This window comes from Marinobacterium stanieri (assembly GCF_900155945.1).
Lineage (GTDB): Bacteria > Pseudomonadota > Gammaproteobacteria > Pseudomonadales > Balneatricaceae > Marinobacterium > Marinobacterium stanieri.
Genome location: NZ_FTMN01000007.1, coordinates 17,253 through 36,609, shown reverse-complemented (window position 1 = coordinate 36,609; position 19,357 = coordinate 17,253). Strand labels below are relative to the sequence as shown.

At 55.2% G+C, this 19,357-nt stretch carries 18 protein-coding genes; 8 read left to right on the top strand and 10 right to left on the bottom strand.

The features are described 5' to 3' along the window. Window positions 1-103 precede the first annotated feature (103 nt). From BW956_RS15040 to BW956_RS15030, 3 genes are all read left to right on the top strand, one after another. The gene (locus BW956_RS15040) at window positions 104-757 is read left to right on the top strand and encodes a TetR/AcrR family transcriptional regulator (protein ID WP_010322001.1); all 654 of its coding nucleotides are present in this window, start codon (window positions 104-106) and stop codon (window positions 755-757) included. 111 nt (window positions 758-868) lie between these two features. Then, entirely contained in the window at window positions 869-2,065 is a 1,197-nt protein-coding gene (gene fabV, locus BW956_RS15035; protein ID WP_010322002.1) for an enoyl-ACP reductase FabV, read from the top strand. Between the two features lie 131 nt (window positions 2,066-2,196). After that, window positions 2,197-3,177, top strand: a complete 981-nt coding sequence (locus BW956_RS15030) for an OmpA family protein (protein ID WP_076463746.1) — start codon at window positions 2,197-2,199, stop codon at window positions 3,175-3,177. Between the two features lie 82 nt (window positions 3,178-3,259). Here BW956_RS15030 and BW956_RS15025 read toward each other — a convergent pair whose 3' ends face one another. Continuing rightward, window positions 3,260-3,814, bottom strand: coding sequence for a BON domain-containing protein (locus BW956_RS15025; protein ID WP_076463743.1), 555 nt, complete (start codon window positions 3,812-3,814; stop codon window positions 3,260-3,262). Window positions 3,815-3,925: 111 nt separating this feature from the next. On the opposite strand from BW956_RS15025, the gene BW956_RS22485 reads away from it, so the two are divergent. Together BW956_RS22485 and BW956_RS15020 are read left to right on the top strand one after the other, a co-directional pair. Beyond that, window positions 3,926-4,150 (top strand): hypothetical protein, encoded by a 225-nt coding sequence (locus BW956_RS22485; protein ID WP_175612025.1) that lies wholly within the window; start codon window positions 3,926-3,928, stop codon window positions 4,148-4,150. A 435-nt stretch (window positions 4,151-4,585) separates the two neighbouring features. Beyond that, the gene (locus tag BW956_RS15020; RefSeq protein ID WP_076463740.1) at window positions 4,586-5,923 is read left to right on the top strand and encodes a sigma-54 interaction domain-containing protein; all 1,338 of its coding nucleotides are present in this window, start codon (window positions 4,586-4,588) and stop codon (window positions 5,921-5,923) included. A 13-nt stretch (window positions 5,924-5,936) separates the two neighbouring features. Here the strand turns inward: BW956_RS15020 and BW956_RS15015 are convergent, their stop codons facing one another. From BW956_RS15015 to BW956_RS14975, 9 genes are read right to left on the bottom strand one after another with little or no spacing between them, the layout of a single operon-like run. Then, complete coding sequence (locus tag BW956_RS15015; protein ID WP_076463737.1) at window positions 5,937-6,755, bottom strand: class I SAM-dependent methyltransferase; 819 nt, start codon at window positions 6,753-6,755, stop codon at window positions 5,937-5,939. Window positions 6,756-6,812: 57 nt separating this feature from the next. Then, the gene (locus BW956_RS15010; RefSeq protein WP_010322007.1) at window positions 6,813-8,501 is read right to left on the bottom strand and encodes an AMP-binding protein; all 1,689 of its coding nucleotides are present in this window, start codon (window positions 8,499-8,501) and stop codon (window positions 6,813-6,815) included. 53 nt (window positions 8,502-8,554) lie between these two features. Further along, window positions 8,555-9,133 (bottom strand): peroxidase-related enzyme, encoded by a 579-nt coding sequence (locus BW956_RS15005; RefSeq protein WP_076463734.1) that lies wholly within the window; start codon window positions 9,131-9,133, stop codon window positions 8,555-8,557. 47 nt (window positions 9,134-9,180) lie between these two features. Beyond that, window positions 9,181-10,089 carry a hydroxymethylglutaryl-CoA lyase gene (locus BW956_RS15000; RefSeq protein WP_076463731.1) on the bottom strand — a complete coding sequence of 303 codons (909 nt, stop codon included), beginning with the start codon at window positions 10,087-10,089 and terminating at the stop codon, window positions 9,181-9,183. Continuing rightward, window positions 10,089-12,083: an acetyl/propionyl/methylcrotonyl-CoA carboxylase subunit alpha gene (locus tag BW956_RS14995; protein WP_076463728.1), complete on the bottom strand. Its 1,995-nt coding sequence runs from the start codon at window positions 12,081-12,083 to the stop codon at window positions 10,089-10,091. Before BW956_RS14995 ends, BW956_RS15000 begins: the two co-directional genes overlap by 1 nt. Window positions 12,084-12,086: 3 nt before the next feature. After that, window positions 12,087-12,887, bottom strand: a complete 801-nt coding sequence (locus BW956_RS14990) for an enoyl-CoA hydratase/isomerase family protein (protein ID WP_076463725.1) — start codon at window positions 12,885-12,887, stop codon at window positions 12,087-12,089. Window positions 12,888-12,912: 25 nt separating this feature from the next. Next, window positions 12,913-14,523 carry a carboxyl transferase domain-containing protein gene (locus BW956_RS14985; protein WP_076463722.1) on the bottom strand — a complete coding sequence of 537 codons (1,611 nt, stop codon included), beginning with the start codon at window positions 14,521-14,523 and terminating at the stop codon, window positions 12,913-12,915. 56 nt (window positions 14,524-14,579) lie between these two features. Then, window positions 14,580-15,746, bottom strand: coding sequence for an isovaleryl-CoA dehydrogenase (locus tag BW956_RS14980; RefSeq protein WP_010322013.1), 1,167 nt, complete (start codon window positions 15,744-15,746; stop codon window positions 14,580-14,582). A gap of 39 nt (window positions 15,747-15,785) precedes the next feature. Further along, window positions 15,786-16,190, bottom strand: coding sequence for a MerR family transcriptional regulator (locus BW956_RS14975; protein WP_029510959.1), 405 nt, complete (start codon window positions 16,188-16,190; stop codon window positions 15,786-15,788). Between the two features lie 298 nt (window positions 16,191-16,488). Between BW956_RS14975 and BW956_RS14970 the strand changes: the two genes are divergently transcribed. The 3 genes from BW956_RS14970 to BW956_RS14960 are packed head-to-tail and all read left to right on the top strand — an operon-like array spanning window position 16,489 to window position 19,266. Beyond that, a complete protein-coding gene (locus BW956_RS14970) occupies window positions 16,489-17,310 on the top strand; it encodes an ABC transporter ATP-binding protein (protein WP_076463720.1) in 822 nt (273 codons plus the stop codon). Next, complete coding sequence (locus BW956_RS14965) at window positions 17,307-18,017, top strand: ABC transporter ATP-binding protein (RefSeq protein WP_076463718.1); 711 nt, start codon at window positions 17,307-17,309, stop codon at window positions 18,015-18,017. The genes BW956_RS14970 and BW956_RS14965 overlap by 4 nt, the downstream gene beginning before the upstream one ends. A gap of 49 nt (window positions 18,018-18,066) precedes the next feature. Beyond that, complete coding sequence (locus tag BW956_RS14960) at window positions 18,067-19,266, top strand: ABC transporter substrate-binding protein (protein WP_010322017.1); 1,200 nt, start codon at window positions 18,067-18,069, stop codon at window positions 19,264-19,266. The last annotated feature ends 91 nt before the right edge of the window (window positions 19,267-19,357 follow it).

The following is a 19,357-nucleotide window of genomic DNA, read 5'->3' as shown; positions in this document are numbered from 1 at the left end:
GTGTAATATACATTACAATAAAGTGCCCTGTCCATTGATATGGGCACGAATATTCTTGTAGTGGCCTGTTATAATGTCGCTGCATTTCCACAAAGAATGAGCCATGAGTAACGATCAAGCAGAACCCGAAACCCGACCCTGTGGTTTGACCCCCAAGGGCCTGGAGCGCCAGAAACGCATTCTGGACGCAGCGCGAGACGTGTTTATCGAGCAGGGCTACGATAACGCCAGTATCAACGACATCATGTGTCGTGCGGGTGGATCATTGAGTACGCTGTACCGCCTGTTTGGCAACAAGCTGGGCCTGTTTGAGGCGATGATGACACAGACCTCGAACCGGGTATTCAGCGCCTTTGAAGCGGTGGAGTGTGCCATCAAACGTCAGGAAACCCCTGAACAGGCACTCAAGCGCTATGGTCACCTGATGCTGGAGCGTGTTTTATCGCCAGAAGCCGTAGGCCTGTACCGCCTGGTTGCCATGGACTGCAGCAGTGAGCGGGAGCGGATCCAGTCTCTTTTCTATGAACAGGGGCCAAAACGCATCAACGACAAACTGGGCGCCTATCTGCAGTCGCAGGTTGAACAGGGAAATATGCGCATTCGTGATACTGAAATGGCCGCGTATCAGTTTATGGAGATGGTGAAGGGCAACTTTCAGCTAAGGTCTTTGATGGGTATTGAAATCAGCGAGGCCGAGCGCGAGCTGGCGGTGGAACAGGCAGTGGAGTTGTTCCTGTACGGCGCCACTTGCCGCTGAATCGGTCCCGTCGGCGGCAAAGCTGTTGTCAGCGCAGTAAATACGGTATCTTAAGCGGAATTTTGTACCCGAAAACACTTGTATCTGACAATAACGGCACCGAATCCGCTTATGATTATCAAACCGAAAATTCGTGGCTTCATCTGTACCACTACCCACCCGGTTGGCTGTGAAGCCAACGTGCGCGAACAGATCCAGTACACCAAGGCCCAGGGCAAGATCGAGAATGGTCCCAAGCGTGTACTGGTGATTGGCTCTTCCAGTGGCTATGGTCTGTCTTCTCGTATCGCTGCTGCCTTCGGCAGTGATGCCGCCACCATCGGTGTCTTCTTCGAAAAACCGGGTACCGAGCGCAAGCCGGGTACTGCGGGCTGGTACAACGCTGCGGCGTTCGACAAGCTGGCGAAAGAAGCCGGTCTTTACTCAAAAAGCCTGAACGGTGATGCTTTCTCCCATGAAGCGAAACAGAAAACCATCGATCTGATCAAGGAAGACCTGGGTCAGGTCGATCTGGTGGTCTACTCACTGGCGTCTCCTGTGCGTAAAATGCCGGATTCCGGTGAAGTCGTGCGCTCCGTGCTCAAGCCGATTGGCGAGCCGTACCGCTCCACGGCTATCGACACCAACAAGAACGTGATCACCGAAGCTGAAATTGAACCGGCAACGGAAGAGGAAGTGGCCAACACCGTTACCGTGATGGGCGGTGAAGACTGGGAACTCTGGATCAACGCTCTGGAAGATGCCGGTGTTCTGGCTGACAACTGTAAAACGGTTGCTTACAGCTATATCGGTACCGATATTACCTGGCCGATTTACTGGCACGGTGCTCTGGGCAAGGCCAAACAGGATCTGGACCGTGCCGCAGACGAGCTGAACAACAAGCTTTCAGCGGCTCACAATGGTCAGGCTAATGTGGCTGTCCTCAAATCCGTAGTGACCCAGGCAAGCTCCGCCATTCCCGTCATGCCGCTCTACCTGTCCATGGTATTCAAGGTTATGCGCGAGCAGGGCCTGCATGAAGGCTGCATGGAGCAGGTCCACCGTCTGTTCCAGACCGGTCTGTATGGTTCGACTGCCGAGATGGATGATGGCAACCGCTTCCGCCTGGATGACTGGGAGTTGCGTGAAGATGTTCAGCAGGCCTGCCGTGATCTGTGGCCGCAGGTCACCACTGAAAACCTGTTCGATCTGACCGACTACCAGCTGTACAAAGACGAGTTCCTCAAGCTGTTCGGCTTTGGTATCGAAGGGATTGATTACGAAGAAGATGTGAATCCGGCAGTTGAGTTCGACGTTCAGGATATCTGATACGTCAATTGACTGCGCTTTATTAAAGCCCCAGCGGTGCTGCCGCATGGGGCTTTTTTTACAGCCATTCGGCTGAATCCAGACCGGCAAGGGTCTGGCCCCCACCTGATGAACATGAGTAAGGATCCGCTATGATGTTCAAAATGCTCTTGCCCTGTGCCTTATCCGCACTGATTGCTGCACCTGTTATTGCTGCCAATGATGTACGTGGTTCTGAAGACCATCCATTGCTGTCACGCTTTCCCGATACTTACATCAAAAGCTATTACACCAGTGAATACGATGAGTTTCTGGTCGCGACTGGGCCGCGAACGGGTGGTGAGTTGCCGCCGGTTTTACGCCTTGAAGGTAAGGTAACCACGCTGGGTTATGAAGCCAACGAGCGTAAATATTCTGCATTGCAGGTTTTCCGTAACTACGAGAAGGCATTTGCCAAGGCCGGCTTTACCCCTATCTTCACTTGTCGTAATGATGACGAGTGTGGTGGCAAGTTCGTAAACAAGCTCTACTGGTATGGCAATTCGGCACGCCGTGGGCGTGACAAGGGCCTGGATGCACCCAACTTGCATGGTAGCCGCCATCAATATTTCTACTGGTCGGGCAAAGCTGAGGTACAGGGTAAAGAAACCTATGCCAGCCTGTTGGTTGCTCAGACCAGTGGCGGGCGTTTCCCGACCAAAGCCGTCCTGGATATTGGCGAGATCGAGTCATTAGACGATGACCGCATCAGCATCGATCTGGACGGGATGAGCAAGTCATTGGCAGAAACCGGTAAAGTCGAACTGGAAGGTGTGTTGTTCGATACAGCGAAAGCCAGCTTGAAGGCTGAGTCTGCAGAAGTGGTCGCTACAATTGCTGAATATTTGGGCAACCACGCTGATCAGTCTTTCTATGTGGTTGGCCATACGGACAGCCAGGGTGCCTTCGATTTCAATATGAAATTGAGCCAGGACCGCGCTGACACCGTGGTGCGCACGCTGGTACAGGAGCATGGCATTGCAGCAGCACGTTTAAAGTCTGTTGGCGTTGGTCCTGTCAGCCCGGTGATGAGTAACTCATCCGATAATGGCCGTTCTGAAAATCGCCGTGTTGAATTGGTTTTGGCGGACTAGAACAGAAAGCAGGGCCGCTGATGGGCGGCCCTGCAGTGTATGCTGAAGGGGTGGAGTGGGTACTAAGTAAAAGTACCTCTAATTAACTTTGAACAACTTCCAGGTTGTTCACCACGCGTTTCACGTCATCGGTTTTGCGAGCGATGGCTTCGGCCAAATCACTTTCAGCCGCGCTGGCTACCTGGCCATTCAGTGTGACAACACCTTCTTTCGTGTCGATGTTAATATCAACGGCACTCACTTCTGATTCAAACATGTAGCGTGATTTGAGCACTGTGGTCACCTTGGCATCCGTCATGGAACTAACCAGCGAGCTGTCAGTGCTGTTCTTGTCATTAATGACACTCAGCTCATTCTCGACCATCTGGACACCGTCGATACCTTCGACCAGTTCTTCCGCCAGTTCCTTGTCGACTTCATTGGCGACTTTACCGCTCAGAATGACTGTACCCTGATTAACATCGGTGTTGATATCGAATGAATTCAGGTTGGTGTTCATCAGCAATACGGTTTCAGCCTTACCGTCTAGCCAGGCATCGTGACTTTGGTCTTTCCAGTCATTAGCAAGAGCATGGTTGGCACCCAGCAGTGCGCCTGAAAGTGAAATGGCAGTCATTGTTTTGGCTAGCGTATTCATGAAAATCTCCTTTTCAATGAGGTCACTTGGATACATAGCGAATACCGTGCCAATTTATAAGTATTTGTAATTAAAGGGTTTTAATAATTCTGTCCGCTGATTTATTGTGAGGTGAATGAACTTTTTACCGATTGGAATGAAATAAATGCCCACAAGCCACTAATGGCTATCCAGGCCTGTTTGGATCTGCTCGTCCGTTACCTTCAAGGCTGCAAGGACGTTTGCCAGCGCCAGACGCAATTCCGGGGTTTGAATATGGGCAAGGTGCTGTTTGCCTTCAACCAGCAGCTTCTGATGGGTGCTTCTTATTACCTGCGTGTGTTTGTGAAGGTGTGAGTTGCCTGCCTCGTTCTGTGAAACTCCGAACTCTCTATGATCAGGCAGATCAGGTGAGGTGATACGCGTCTGTAAGCTCGAAAACAGGAACAGCGATAATGAGTGGTGATAAAGGGCCAGCGACCTGAGTCGCAGGCGCTTATCCAGATGTGAGGTGTGGCTGCTCAAAAGCTTGAGGTGCAGTGATTGGTCTAACAGTGTGTCAGCAAAGGGGAGCAAGCGGGATTCTTCAATGTGTCGGCAAGCCATAGGTCATTCATCTATACCGGGTTAAGAGGGTGTCTTCAGTTCATATTCAATTCACGTACCAGCTCTTAATCTGCGGTAAACGGCATAAACAGGTGTCATTCAAACGGTATTGACGGTATTTTTTATAAGGCGTCAGTAATTTTTACAGGGTGCAATAAAGCCCTCTGTAATAGACAGGGAGTATTGATGACAAAGCCAAAGGCGTTCATACATGTGGAAACGGAGCCTCAGTGCCATCTTTTTAATGACTGTGAGGCTCTGGCCGGTTTTGACATCACTCAGAGCCATGCAGAGTGGGTGGAAGAGCTGGTCGGCCTATCCCCGGTACTTGCCATTATAGAAAGCGCAAATATCAGCGCGCGAGAATCAGATGTCTTGATCCAGTCAGGTATTTTGAATACCACTGAATTTGTATTTGTATCCCCTGGGGCGCCAAATCCGCACCTTGATGTGCTGGTGAAGAAATCCGCAGCAGTACATTTAAGAACCCCCATAGACCCGGAGTTTTTGCAGGATTTTTGCCGTGATCTGCTGCAGGATCTGGAATCAGAAAGCGCCGACAGCCCGGCCGTGAACAACAGCTCACTGGATCAGTTCGGCCTACTCGTGGGCTCGTCAAATGTGATGAAGCACCTCTATCGAACACTTCGACGTGTAGCCCGATCAACCGCCAGTGTGCTGGTTGAGGGTGAAAGTGGAGTCGGCAAGGAACTGGTTGCAAATACCATTCATTTGGCCAGTGCGAGGGCTGAAGCCCCCTTTGTTGCGATTAACTGTGGTGCCTTGAGCCCCGATCTTATCGACAGTGAGCTTTTCGGTCATATCAAGGGTGCGTTTACCGGTGCCGTGCGTGATCATCAGGGTGTGTTTGAGCAAGCACAGGGCGGTACCCTGTTTCTCGATGAAGTGACAGAAATGCCGCTGGATCATCAGGTTAAACTTCTAAGAGTGCTGGAAACCGGAGAATACAGGCCCGTGGGCAGTCAGCGATTGTTACGTGCTGATGTACGTATTCTGGCGGCAACCAACAGAGATCCGCAGCAAGCGATCACGGAAGGCCACCTGCGAGAAGACCTGTATTTTCGTCTCGCGCACTTTCCCATCAATGTACCGCCCTTGCGTGAGCGGGAAGGGGACATACTGGGACTGGCCGAACACTTTCTCGCTTATCGAAATGCCGCAGAAGGAGGGCAACTGGGTTTCTCCGATTCTGCGAAGGCGTCCATACAGGCCCATAGTTGGCCTGGTAATGTGCGTGAACTGAAACATGTTATTGAGCGTGCGGCGATCCTGGCAGACGAGATGATTACCGAAGAGCACCTGGTGCTGGAGAATCCTCCGCCAAACTTTGAAGAGCGCCTGGAGGTGCCGACCGGCACGTCACTGGAAGAGATAGAGCGTGAAGCTATCACCCAGACCCTCACTGAGAATGAAGGCAATAAAACCCAGACGGCTCAGCAGCTGGGCATCAGTGTGAAGACGCTCTATAACAAACTCGACAAATACGAGGCACTGGATTCTTAACCTTTCCAGGTAATCAGCCGGGTGTACGTGCGGTGACTTCGATCACACGAATAGCCCCGCTTTCAAGGTTGTGCACCAGGTTCTTGCCCATGGCCGCAAAGCGCTTGCCCAGTATCATGGCTGGAGACAAGGGAGCTTTCACCCGCGTGTGTGATGTTTCCTTGGCCAGCTGGCGCCTGCGCCAGTCTATGGCTTCCTGACTCCAGTCTTCCAGGGTGATATCGTTGACGCCGGCCTGTTGCAAGCGTGCCCTGAGCGCCGTATCAGTGAGCAGGTGAGACTGGCTTGAGTGTGCGGCCCAGGGTACGGGAAACTGCATGGCTTCCGGGCTCTCACCCTCAACCACTTCATGCATCACCAACTGCCCGCCGGGCTTGAGTACCCGTCGGCACTCTTGCAGCACCTGCAAGTCATCCGGCATGTTGAGAAAGCTGTGCTGGAACAGAATCAGGTCGATACTGGCATCAGCCAGGGGCAAGTGGTGGGCATCGCCTGTCAGGACAGGGTTGTTTACTTCACCGGTATAACAACGGTTAAGGCCCTGGTTCAGGCGGTTCAGATCATGGGTGATATCCAGCCCAATCAGTTGTACTCCAAGAGAAGCGGCTTGACGCATAAGGCCGCCAGCGCCCGATCCGATATCCAGCACATGTGTGTGCCGTTTGGGGTCCAGATGGCATAGCAGGCGTTCAGACGCCTTAATACCGCCAATATGGAGCTGGTCCAGTGGCGCGAGCTGATAGAGGTCCGCGCCGTTCGGATAGGCCGCCTGCACTTTCTCAATGACAGCCTGAGGATCCAGTTCCTGCTGGTAGTGTTGGTCAATACTCATTATCCAAAACGCCGGCACAGGGCCGGCGTTGTCCTCCTGGGTATGCATCAGGCCTGATCAGTCATCCAGGCCCAGTTCAGCGATGGAGATTTCACGCATTTTGAACTTCTGGATCTTGCCGGTCACCGTCATCGGGAATTCCTGCACAAATTTGAAGTAGCGCGGAATCTTGAAGTGGGTGATTTTGCCTTTGCAGAACTCGCGCAGATCTTCAGCGCTGACTTCTTCGGCATCGCCATGCAGCTTGATCCAGGCGATCAGCTCTTCACCGTATTTCTTGTCCGGTACGCCGGTTACCTGTACTTCCGATACGGCGGGGTGGGTATACAGGAACTCTTCGATCTCTTTCGGGTAGACGTTTTCGCCACCACGAATGACCATATCCTTGATACGGCCCACGATCTGGATGTAACCCTCGTCGTCCATGGTGGCCAGGTCGCCGGTGTGCATCCAGCCCGCCTCGTCGATGGCATCGGCGGTGGCGTGCTCGTTGTTCCAGTACTTCAGCATGACACTGTAGCCACGGGTGCAGAGTTCACCGATTTCACCACGCGGTACGATCTGGCCAGTACCCGGGTCAACCACCTTGCTCTCAAGATGCGGTTGGGTACGGCCAACAGTGGATACACGCTTTTCGATGCTGTCATTGGCGCCGGTCTGGGTGGATACCGGGCTGGTTTCCGTCATGCCGTAAGCGATCTGGACCTCGGACATGTTCATCTTGTTGATGACCTGCTTCATCACCTCGGTGGGGCAGATGGAGCCGGCCATGATGCCGGTGCGCAGGGTAGACAGGTCAAAGCTTTCGAACTCCGGGTGATCCAGTTCGGCAATGAACATGGTCGGTACGCCGTACAGGGCGGTGGCCTTCTGTGAGTGAACCGCTTTCAACACGGAAGTGGGTTCAAAGCCTTCATCCGGGTAGATCATGGTAGCGCCGTGGGTAACACAGCCCAGGTTACCCATCACCATGCCGAAGCAATGATACAGCGGCACCGGAATCACCAGGCGATCTTCACTGGTGAAGCCCATGCTTTCAGCAACAAAGAAACCGTTGTTGAGGATATTGTGGTGCGACAGGGTAGCGCCCTTGGGGAAACCGGTAGTGCCGGAGGTGTACTGGATGTTGATCGCTTCATCGAACTGCAGGGTGGCTTGCAGGTCGGCCAGGTCCTTTTCGGGTGTCTGCTCGGCCTGCTCCATCATGTCCGCCCAGCGCCACATGCCGGCATGCTTCTCGCTGGAAAGGTTAATTACGCATTCCAGTTCCGGCAGTTTCTGTGACTTGAGTTTACCCTCGGCGGAGGCTTTTAGCTCCGGTGCCAGCTCATACAGCATGCCGCGGTAATCGGACGACTTGAAGCTGTCGGCAGTGATGAGGAAGCGCGCGCCGGACTGGTTCAGGGCGTACTCCAGCTCATGGGTGCGGTAGGCCGGGTTGATGTTGACCAGAATGGCACCGATTTTGGCGGTAGCGAACTGGGATACCGTCCACTCGGAGCAGTTGGGCGACCAGACACCGACGCGGTCACCTTTGCGTACGCCCAGCGCCATCAGGGCGCGGGCGCACTGATTGACCTGTTGCTGCAGCTCGCGGTAGCTCCAGTGAATATCCTGATGCAGCACGATAAGGGCATCGTTATCCGGGTATTGATTGGCGATCTCATCAAATTTGTCGCCAATGGTCATGCCGATCAGCGGCTTGTCGGCAGTGCTGCTGGTATAGCTTGGAAGTGTGTTGCTCATCGTTATGACTCCAATTTTTTGTTGTTATCCAGTCTGATGACAAAGTGAACCCGTTAACGGAAGCGGGCGTGATATTCGGGGTTCGGCTGCATATCTACTGCGCTGGCGACGCGGTTGGTCATGTTGTAGAAGCCGGCCACGTTGGCAATATCCCAGATGCCGCGCTCACTGAAACCTGCATCACGCAGCACCTGACGATCATCTTCGGAGATCTCGGCCGGGCTGACGGTCAGTTTGTGGGCAAAGTCGAGCATGGCACGCTGGCGCGGTTCCAGCTCAGCGACACGATAGTTCATCACCATCAGCTCACCCAGAGCGGGGTCACCGGAGTATTCGCGAACGGCTGCGCCATGTGCTGTGAGGCAGTAGTAACAGTTGTTGTTGGAGGAGACCACCACCGCGATCATCTCGCGCTCCAGTGGAGTCAATTCGCTCTCGCCAAACATCAGCTCGTTGTAGAAGCGCGTAAAGACCTCGAACTGCGCCATGTTCTGGCTATAGGCGGTCAATACATTGGGCACCATGCCCAGTTTTTCATCGCATTTGCCGAAGTATTTCTGCACGTCTTCGGGCAGTTGATGCCGCTCGGGGATGGGCAGATCCAGGGCGGTAATATGATCGGGCTGTGACATCCTGTGTTCCCCTTTTTATCGTTATGCGGGCGTTGTATCAAAGCACTTTATTGGTTGCATTCGCCCAATGCCTGGGCGACTTTTGAGCCGTTATGACGGCCCAGCTCTCGGGTAATCCAGTGACCGGTATCGACTACGGCCTGAAGGTTGATCCCGGTTTTGATGCCCAGGCCTTCGAGCAGATAGAGCACATCTTCTGTGGCAACGTTGCCGGACGCGCCCTTGGCGTAGGGGCATCCCCCCAGGCCAGCGGTTGAGCTGTCGATCACGGAGACGCCTTCCTCAAGTACGGCGTAGAGGTTGGCCAGCGCCTGTCCATAGGTATCATGAAAATGTGCCGCGATGCGATCCATGGGCACCTCTTTTGCCACCGCTTCAAGCATCTGCTTGGCTTTCAGCGGTGTACCCTTGCCGATGGTGTCACCCAGGGAGACTTCATAGCAGCCCATATCCATCAGGGCGCGACTGACAGCCGCAACCTGGGCGGGCGCTATATCACCGGCATAGGGACAACCGAGAACGGTAGAGACATAACCACGGACACGTATACCGGCGGCCTGTGCCTGCTCCATCACGGGGACAAAACGTTCAAGGCTTTCGGCGATGGAACAGTTGATGTTTTTTTGCGAGAACGCCTCGGAGGCGGCGGCAAAGACCGCGACCTCCGGGGTGTTGGCGGCAATGGCGCCTTCAAGCCCCTTCAGATTGGGCGTCAGGGCGGAGTAGGTCACGCCCGAACGACGGTCAATCCCGGCCATTACTGCCGCGGCATCGCCCATCTGCGGCACCCACTTGGGTGAGACAAAACTGGCCGCTTCGATGTGTGACACGCCAGCGTTCGCCAGTCGGTTGATCAGTTCCACCTTGGTTTCGGTAGGAATGATCGGCCCCGGCTCATTCTGCAGGCCATCGCGCGGGCCAACCTCAACAATACGAACCTGTTGCGGAAAGCTCATCAGGCGGCCTCCTCATCGTCCAGGTCGACCGAGATAAGCTCGGCGCCTTCGGACACCAGGTCGCCTTCGGCAAAGAAAATCTCGCTGACCGTGCCGGCGGCCGGTGCCTTGATGGAGTGTTCCATCTTCATTGCTTCCATGATGACCAGTGTCTGGCCGGCTTCAACCTGATCGCCAGCGCTGACCAGTACGGCTACCACAGAGCCGTTCATTGGTGCCTGCAGGCCGCCTTCGCTGGCCTGGTCTTCCAGACCATACTGCTCACGGTGCTGGGCACAGTGGAAAGATTCGCCTTCATGGAACAGCACCAGCTGGTCTTGATGCAGGTCGCCGCAGATGCTGAAGCGGTGTCCGTTAACCGTAGCCTGCAGACGATCATCCTCAAGGCTGGCGCGCACGTTGTAGCTGCTGTCACCGATGCAGATCTCGTAGTGATCATCCTGCTCCAGAATACTGAGCTGATGCTGAACGTCATCACTGAGCAGCGTCATGGGGCGCGCATATTGTGAGTTCAGGCGCCAGCTGTTCTGGCGGGCAAAGGGCGAGAAGGGGTCTGCCGGCAAGGTTTGCTCAGCTTTGCTGCGCAGCAGAAAGAAGCAGGCGCTCAATACCAGCCCCAGGTTCTCGTCCAGTTGCGCGGGCGGAAACAGCAGGTCTTCATGCTTGCCAATGAAGCCTGTATCCAGATCCTCTTCGCGGAAAGGTGCTGAATCGGCCAACGCATGCAGGAAGCGGATGTTGGTCTTCACGCCGCTTATGCGATATTCCTCCAGCGCTTGTACCATGCGATTGATAGCGCGCTCGCGGTTGTCGTCCCAAACCACCAGTTTGGCGATCATCGGGTCATAATGGATGCTGACTTCGTCACCCTCAACCACGCCGGTATCGACGCGCACATGGGTATTCTCGTCGGGCGTACGCAGGTAACGCAGGGTGCCGGTGGCCGGCAGGAAGTCGTTATCCGGGTCTTCCGCATAGATACGGGCTTCCAGTGCATGGCCGCGCAAGCGGATCTGATCCTGCTGCAGCGGCAGGGCTTCACCGTTGGCGACACGCAGCTGCCATTCAACCAGGTCCTGACCGGTGATCATTTCGGTTACCGGATGCTCCACCTGCAGACGGGTGTTCATTTCCATGAAATAGAAAGAACCATCCACGTCATAAAGGAACTCCACGGTGCCGGCGCCAACGTAATCAATCGCCTGGGCGGCACGCACAGCCGCTTCACCCATCGCCTTGCGGGTTTCTTCGCTCAGACCGGGGGCGGGGGCTTCCTCCAGTACTTTCTGGTGACGACGCTGCACCGAACAGTCGCGCTCGGCCAGATAGACGCCGTTGCCCTGGCTGTCGCAGAACACCTGAATTTCCACGTGACGTGGCTGGGTCAGGTATTTCTCGATCAGCATGCCCGGGTTGCCGAAGGCATTCTTGGCTTCACGCTGGGCAGCAGCCAGGGCTTCGTCGAATTCGGACATGGCTTCAACCACGCGCATACCCTTACCGCCGCCGCCAGCAACGGCTTTCAGTAGCAGCGGGAAGCCGCATTTTTCGGCTTCAGCACGCAGCAGGTCAGGAGACTGGTCATCGCCATGGTAGCCCGGCACCAGCGGTACGCCGGCATCCTGCATGATCGCCTTGGCGGCGGACTTGGAGCCCATGGATGCGATGGCGGAAGCGGGCGGGCCGATGAATACGATGTCGTTGGCTTCACAGGCCTTGGCGAAGTCGGTGTTCTCGGACAGGAAGCCGTAACCCGGATGGATTGCCTGAGCACCGCTGGCCTTGGCCACTTCGATGATCTTGTCGGCACGCAGGTAGCTTTCGCTGCTCGGCGCAGGGCCCAGCAGGAAGGCTTCGTCGGCCATGGCAACATGACGGGCGTGGCGGTCGGCCTCGGAATAGACGGCAACGCAACGGATACCCAGACGGTGGGCAGTCTGGATCACTCGGCAGGCGATCTCGCCACGGTTGGCAATCAGAATCTTGTTAAACATGACTTATTCCTCGATCCAGTTCGGTGTGCGCTTGCCCAGGAAAGCACTCAGACCTTCCTGACCTTCTTCACTGACACGGATATCGGCAATGCGGTGGGCCGTGTCATCGATGACCGACTGGTCAATGGGTTTCTGGCTGACGGCGAAAATCAGGTCCTTGGCGGCATTCATGGCCTGAGGGCTGTTACGGCGCAGCTTGGCAATGAAGCGGTTGCAGGCTTCGTCGAGCAGATCAGCATCCGGAACCACCTCATGGACAAGGCCTGCATCGGCTGCGATTCTGGCGCTGAAGGGCTCGGCGGTCAGGAAGTAGCGTCGGGACAGACGCTCACCGATTGCCTGTACTACATAAGGACTGATGACGGCCGGAATGAGGCCGATCTTCACTTCGCTCAGGCAGAACGAGCTCTGTTCGGTGGCGATGACGATGTCGCAGCAGGCGGCAAGGCCTACGGCGCCACCGTAGGCGGCACCCTGTACCAGACCGATGGTCGGCTTGCTAAGGTTGTTCAGCACTTCCATCAGACGGGCCAGCTGACCGGCATCTTCAAGGTTTTCCTGATGGCTGTTCTGAGCCATCCGCTTCATCCAGCCAAGGTCAGCCCCGGCAGAGAAGTTGCGGCCGTTGGAGCGTAATACCAGCACCCGCACCTCAGGGTTACGGTCAGTGGCTTCCAGGGCCTCGATCAGTGCTGCAATGATGCTGTCGTCAAAGGCATTATGTACCTCGGGACGGTTCAGCGTCAGTGTCGCGACGCCCGCGGCGGATACCTCCAGCAGCACAGTGTTATTGTTATTTTCCATAGCGCTTTCCTTTATATGGCAGCGATTACATGCGGAAGACGCCGAAGCGGGTCTCTTCGACCGGCTTGTTCAGTGCGGCGGACAGGCCCATGCCGATAACATCACGTGTCTGGGCCGGATCAATGACGCCGTCATCCCAGAGGCGAGCGCTGGCATAATAAGGATGGCCCTGGTGCTCGTAGGTATCGATAATCGGCTTTTTGAAGGCGGCTTCATCTTCCACCGGCCATTCTTCACCCGCACGCTCCATACCGTCACGCTTGACTGTAGCCAGAACGCCAGCGGCCTGCTCGCCACCCATCACGGAGATACGGGCGTTAGGCCACATCCACAGGAAGTTGGGGCTGTAGGCACGGCCACACATGCCGTAGTTGCCGGCACCGAAGCTGCCGCCAATCAGAACGGTCAGCTTGGGTACATTGGCGCAGGCAACCGCCGTCACCATCTTGGCACCGTGTTTGGCAATACCGTCAGATTCGGCTTTCTGACCGACCATGAAGCCGGTGATGTTCTGCAGGAACAGCAGAGGGATCTTGCGCTGGCAGCACAGCTCGATGAAGTGAGCGCCTTTCTGGGCGGAATCTCCGAACAGGATGCCGTTGTTGGCCACAATACCGACCGGGTAGCCATGCACATGAGCGAAGCCGGTGACCAGTGTGGTGCCGTAGTACTTCTTGAATTCGTCGAATTCAGAACCATCGACGATACGGGCAATCACTTCACGCACGTCAAACGGCTTGCGCAGATCGGTCCCCACAATGCCGTACAGTTCATCGGCAGAGTAGAGCGGTGACTCGGGTTTGCGCAGGTTAAGGTCGTTCAGCTGCTTGCGGTGGTTCAGATTCTTCACGCAGTCGCGGGCGATTTGCAGGGCGTGCTGATCGTTCTCGGCATAGTGATCGGCCACACCGGACGTTTTACAGTGCACATCGGCACCGCCCAGGTCTTCAGCGCTGACCACTTCACCGGTGGCCGCTTTTACCAGTGGCGGGCCGGCCAGGAAGATGGTGCCCTGGTTACGTACGATGATGGACTCGTCAGCCATGGCGGGTACGTAAGCACCACCGGCGGTACAGAGGCCCATCACCACGGCGATCTGCGGAATGCCCTTGGATGACATGCGTGCCTGGTTGAAAAAGATGCGGCCGAAGTGATCGCGGTCCGGGAATACATCATCCTGACGCGGCAGGTTGGCGCCACCGGAGTCGACCAGGTAGATGCAGGGCAGGTGGTTCTGTTCAGCAATTTCCTGCGCACGCAGGTGCTTCTTAACCGTAACCGGATAGTAGGTGCCACCTTTAACGGTCGCGTCGTTGGCCACGATCATGCACTCGACACCACTGACACGGCCAATCCCGGTGATGATACCGGCAGCCGGCACGTCTTCTTCATAGACGTCGTAACCGGCCATCTGCGACAGTTCGAGGAAGGGGGAGCCTTCATCGATCAGCGCGTTGATACGTTCACGGGGCAGCAGTTTGCCGCGAGACAGGTGACGTTCCTGATACTTGGGGCCACCGCCCTGTTCAATCTGCGCGATCTTGTCACGCAGGTCACCAACAGCGGCGTCCATGGCGTCATGGTTGGCGCGGAACTCGTCCGAGCGCGGATTTACTTTGCTATGCAGTTGAGTCATCGAAAGGCTCCTCGCTGTACCGGGCAGGCGTGCTGCCCGGCAACGTTGGATTATTCTTATTTGTTGAGGAACAGCTCACGGCCGATCAGCATGCGACGGATTTCAGAAGTACCGGCGCCGATCTCGTAGAGCTTGGCATCACGCAGCAGGCGGCCAGTCGGGAATTCATTAATGTAGCCGTTGCCGCCCAGCAGCTGGATGGCATCCAGTGCGACCTTGGTGGCCATTTCGGCAGAGTAGAGGATGGCACCGGCCGCATCCTTGCGAGAGGTCTCGCCGCGGTCCGCAGCCATGGCCGCCATGTATACATAGGATTTGGCGGCATTCATCTGGGTATACATGTCGGCAACCTTGCCCTGTACCAGCTCGAACTCGCCGATGGCCTGGCCAAACTGCTTACGGTCACGGATATAAGGAACCACAATATCCATGGCTGCCTGCATGATGCCCAGCGGGCCGCCGGACAGTACCAGGCGCTCATAGTCGAGGCCGCTCATCAGGACTTTTACGCCGCCATTCAGTTCGCCCAGGATGTTCTCCTTGGGTACCTTGGCGTCCTGGAAGACCAGCTCACAGGTGTTGGAGCCACGCATGCCCAGCTTGTCCAGTTTCTGTGCCTGGGTGAAACCTTCGGTGTCACGTTCAACGATGAAAGCGGTAATGCCTTTGGGGCCGGCTGCCGGTTCGGTTTTGGCATAGATAACATAGACGTTGGCATCCGGGCCGTTGGTGATCCACATCTTGTTGCCGTTCAGCACATAGTGGTCACCGGCATCACGGGCGGTGAGCTTCATGGACACTACATCGGAACCGGCATTAGGTTCGGACATGGCCAGCGCACCGATATGTTCGCCGCTGATCAGCTTGGGCAGGTACTTGGCACGCTGCTCGTCATTACCGTTGCGGTGAATCTGGTTCACACACAGGTTGGAATGGGCACCGTATGAAAGGCCGACAGACGCTGAGGCACGGCTGATCTCTTCCATGGCGATGACGTGGGCCAGGTAGCCCATCTCGACACCACCCCATTCTTCCTTGACGGTAATACCCAGCAAGCCCATGTCGCCAAACTTTTGCCAGAGATCGTTGGGGAAGGCGTTTTCCTGGTCGATCGCTTCCGCACGGGGTGCGATTTCCTGGGCTGCGAAGCTGTTGATCTGCTCGCGCAGCATATCGATGGTATCGCCCAGTCCGAAGTTCAGTTCAGAGTATGCAGAGATCATCTAGTCCACCTTTATTGTTATTGGGCCGATGCCAGGGGCTTATTCGGCTGTCATCTGTTTCTTGCTTTCGAGTTCGCTCAGGGCTTCCAGGCAACGCGATTCGGCGTTATCAAGCTCCAGTTGCACCATGGCGATGTCCTTTAGCTGCTGTTCCAGCTCGGCACGTTTGCCGTTAATCGTCTTCAATAGCAGTTGCAGCTGCTTTTCACTGCCGCTCAGGGAGTCGTCCCAGAGATCAAACAGCTCGCGTGTCTCGGCCAGTGAGAAGCCCAGACGTTTGCCGCGCAGTATGAGTTTCAGACGAACCCGGTCCTTGCTGCTGTAAATGCGTGTCTGGCCCCGGCGAGAAGGGTGTAACAAACCCTGATCCTCATAGAAGCGGATGCTGCGGGTTGTTACATCGAACTCGGCGGCGAGTTCACTGATTGAGTAGGTCTTGCTTATCAAGGCTGCAATCCTGTTGTGATCGTTTTTACCGAGGCTAAATGAAGTTTACGTTAACGTAAAGTGTCACTTGTGCTTTTTTTAGCCCGTCCAATAAATTTTAAAATAGTCTAAGTGGTTGTATTTAAATACATATATGGTGATTTAAAGGCATTGAAACTGTACGTATTAGACCAAAGTAGTAATTGTATTCCCCTAGGGTAAATTGCTAGTTTGCATTCGTACCTTACGTGAAGGTAAAAAATTCGACGCCAAGTGCGAAAGCCAGCATAAAAACAACAAGAGGCTTGGTTTACACATGAGTGCAGACTACGTTCTCGAGACCCGTAACCTTATTAAAGCGTTTAAGGGTTTCACCGCGGTCGACGACGTTAACCTCCAGGTGACGCGCGGCCATATACATGCCTTGATCGGCCCTAACGGTGCCGGCAAGACAACCGTATTCAACCTGTTGACCAAGTTTTTGACGCCGACCTCCGGCCAGATTCTGTTCAACGGCAAGGATATTACTGACATGAAACCGGCGGCCATTGCGCGTGCCGGGGTCATTCGCTCCTTCCAGATTTCTGCTGTGTTTCCGCATCTGACTGTGCTGGAAAACGTACGCATCGCGTTGCAACGCAAGGAAGGCAACAGTTTCCATTTCTGGCGCCCACAATCGGTTCTTAACAAGTTGAACGATCGTGCCGTTGAGTTGCTGGAATCTGTCGGCCTTGCCGAGTTCGCTGATGCGCAAACGGTAGACCTTTCCTATGGTCGCAAACGTGCCCTGGAAATCGCCACCACACTGGCACTTGAACCTGAACTGATGCTGCTTGATGAGCCGACGCAGGGGATGGGCCACGAAGATGTGGGCCTGGTGGCCGACCTGATCAAGAAGGTGTCCAAGGACCGCACCATTCTGATGGTCGAGCACAACCTGCATGTGGTCTCCAAACTGGCAGATCGCATTACGGTTCTTCAGCGTGGCGCCATTCTCACCGAAGGTGATTATGCAACGGTTTCGGCTGATCCGCGTGTGCGTGAAGCCTACATGGGTACCGCAGCCAGTGAAGAACAGGACCGCTTGAACGCTGAAGCGGCGGCTGAAGAGGCACGCAAGGAGGAAGTACAGGCATGAGCACGCACAGGGAAAAACTGCGTATCGACGATCTGCACGCCTTCTACGGTGAGTCACACATTCTGCATGGCATCGATATGACGGTGATGCAGGGTGAGCTGGTGACACTGCTGGGCCGTAACGGTGCCGGCCGTTCCACCACGCTGCGTGCGATCATGAATATGGTCGGTCGTCGTACCGGTTCCATCAATATTAACGGTAACGAAACCATCAATATGCCGGCGCACAAGATTGCGCACCTGGGTCTGGGCTACTGTCCGGAAGAACGTGGCATCTTTTCCAGCCTTAATGTGGAAGAGAACCTGCTGCTGCCGCCTTCGGTTCGCTCTGACGGCATGAGTGTGGATGAGCTCTATGAGATGTTTCCCAACCTCTACGAGCGTCGTTACAGCCAGGGTACCCGCCTTTCCGGTGGTGAGCAGCAGATGCTGGCCCTGGCACGCATTCTCCGCTCTGGTGCCAACATTCTGTTGCTTGATGAGATTACCGAGGGTCTGGCTCCGGTTATCGTGCAGAAGTTGGGCGAGGTTCTGGTCAAGCTGAAGGAGCGTGGTTTGACCATTCTACTGGTGGAGCAGAACTTCCGTTTTGCTGCCCCAATTGCCGACCGTCACTACGTCATGGAACACGGTCATATTGTCGAGGAAGTCCATGCTCACGAGCTGGAAGCCAAGACTGAGCTCCTGAATACCTACCTGGGCGTCTGACGCCTGTGCAAGAGATATAAAAATAACAATGCTCGACAGGAGAGTATCGATGAAAATGATGAAGAAAACCCTGCTGGCTGCTTCCGTTGCTGCTGTTGCCTCTTCCGCTGCTCTGGCCAACGTCTCTGATGACAAGGTCAAGATCGGCGTACTGGCTGACATGGGCGGTACTTATGCGGATATCTGTGGTCAGGGCTGTGTTACTGCAACACAGATGGCTGTTGAGGACTTCGGGGGTACAGTCCTGGGCAAGCCGATTGAAGTCATCAGCGCGGACGATCAGCTGAAGCCGGACGTGGGCTCGGCAATCGTGCGCAAATGGATCGAAAACGAGCAGGTTGATGCAGTGGGCGGCATGGTGTCATCTGCGGTAACCGGTGCGGCTACCAAGGTAACGACTGATGCCAAGAAAATCGCGCTGATCTCTACCTCTGCATCCAATGCGTTCACCACCAAGGCATGTTCACCCTACAACGTCCATTGGACCTATAACGTAGTGGCCCTGGCGAACGGTACCGTGAAGCCGATGGTAGAAGCGGGCAAGAAAAAATGGTTCTTCATCACCGCCGACTATGCCTTCGGTCATGCTCTGGAAGGGGTGGCGACCAAGGTGATCAATGAAAACGGTGGTGAAGTTGTTGGTGCCGCCCGTGCGCCGCTGGGCACAACCGACTTCTCTTCCTACATTCTGCAGGCACAGTCCTCAGGTGCTGACGTAGTGGCACTGGCAAACGCCGGTAACGATACCGTTAACTCCCTGAAGGCGGCTTCTGAATTCGGCCTGACCCAGATGATGGACGTGGCCGGTCTGCTGGTGTTTACACCGAACGCCCAGGCGATGGATCCGAATGTGGCGGGCGGCATGCGTACCACCACCGGTTTCTACTGGGATCTGGATGATCAGACTCGCGAGTGGAGCAAGCGCTTCATGGAGCGTCACGGCTCTATCCCGGCGATGGGTCATGCCGGTGCTTACTCCATGACCATGCACTACCTGAAAGCGGTTGAAGCCGCTGGTACCGACGACTCTGATGCCGTCATCAAGAAGATGAAAGAGATGAAGCCGGATGACTTCTTCTCCCGCAATGCAACCCTCCGTGCCGACGGCCGCATGGTACACGACATGTACTACGTCGAAATCAAGAAACCGGATGAGCGTCGCGATGACAACGATATCTTCAAGGTTGTCAGCACAATTCCGGGTGACCAGGCGTATGCACCCATGCTGCCTGAGTGCAACTTCAAATAACAATAAGAGTTAAACCGCTTTAAACAGGGGCCGGCCACTGTCATTGGGGCAGTGGTACGGACCTCTGCGGCCCGAAAAAGGGCAAAGCGGC

What these genes read in the sequence shown, in the direction of transcription:
- fabV (WP_010322002.1), top strand. Translation starts at nt 869, where the DNA reads ATGATTATCAAACCGAAAATTCGTGGCTTCATCTGTACCACTACCCAC.
- BW956_RS15010 (WP_010322007.1), bottom strand. Translation starts at nt 8,501, where the DNA reads ATGAGCAACACACTTCCAAGCTATACCAGCAGCACTGCCGACAAGCCG.
- BW956_RS15005 (WP_076463734.1), bottom strand. Translation starts at nt 9,133, where the DNA reads ATGTCACAGCCCGATCATATTACCGCCCTGGATCTGCCCATCCCCGAG.
- BW956_RS14970 (WP_076463720.1), top strand. Translation starts at nt 16,489, where the DNA reads ATGAGTGCAGACTACGTTCTCGAGACCCGTAACCTTATTAAAGCGTTT.
- BW956_RS14980 (WP_010322013.1), bottom strand. Translation starts at nt 15,746, where the DNA reads ATGATCTCTGCATACTCTGAACTGAACTTCGGACTGGGCGATACCATC.
- BW956_RS15020 (WP_076463740.1), top strand. Translation starts at nt 4,586, where the DNA reads ATGACAAAGCCAAAGGCGTTCATACATGTGGAAACGGAGCCTCAGTGC.
- BW956_RS14985 (WP_076463722.1), bottom strand. Translation starts at nt 14,523, where the DNA reads ATGACTCAACTGCATAGCAAAGTAAATCCGCGCTCGGACGAGTTCCGC.
- BW956_RS15015 (WP_076463737.1), bottom strand. Translation starts at nt 6,755, where the DNA reads ATGAGTATTGACCAACACTACCAGCAGGAACTGGATCCTCAGGCTGTC.
- BW956_RS14965 (WP_076463718.1), top strand. Translation starts at nt 17,307, where the DNA reads ATGAGCACGCACAGGGAAAAACTGCGTATCGACGATCTGCACGCCTTC.
- BW956_RS15000 (WP_076463731.1), bottom strand. Translation starts at nt 10,089, where the DNA reads ATGAGCTTTCCGCAACAGGTTCGTATTGTTGAGGTTGGCCCGCGCGAT.
- BW956_RS15030 (WP_076463746.1), top strand. Translation starts at nt 2,197, where the DNA reads ATGATGTTCAAAATGCTCTTGCCCTGTGCCTTATCCGCACTGATTGCT.
- BW956_RS15025 (WP_076463743.1), bottom strand. Translation starts at nt 3,814, where the DNA reads ATGAATACGCTAGCCAAAACAATGACTGCCATTTCACTTTCAGGCGCA.
- BW956_RS15040 (WP_010322001.1), top strand. Translation starts at nt 104, where the DNA reads ATGAGTAACGATCAAGCAGAACCCGAAACCCGACCCTGTGGTTTGACC.
- BW956_RS14990 (WP_076463725.1), bottom strand. Translation starts at nt 12,887, where the DNA reads ATGGAAAATAACAATAACACTGTGCTGCTGGAGGTATCCGCCGCGGGC.
- BW956_RS14995 (WP_076463728.1), bottom strand. Translation starts at nt 12,083, where the DNA reads ATGTTTAACAAGATTCTGATTGCCAACCGTGGCGAGATCGCCTGCCGA.
- BW956_RS14960 (WP_010322017.1), top strand. Translation starts at nt 18,067, where the DNA reads ATGAAAATGATGAAGAAAACCCTGCTGGCTGCTTCCGTTGCTGCTGTT.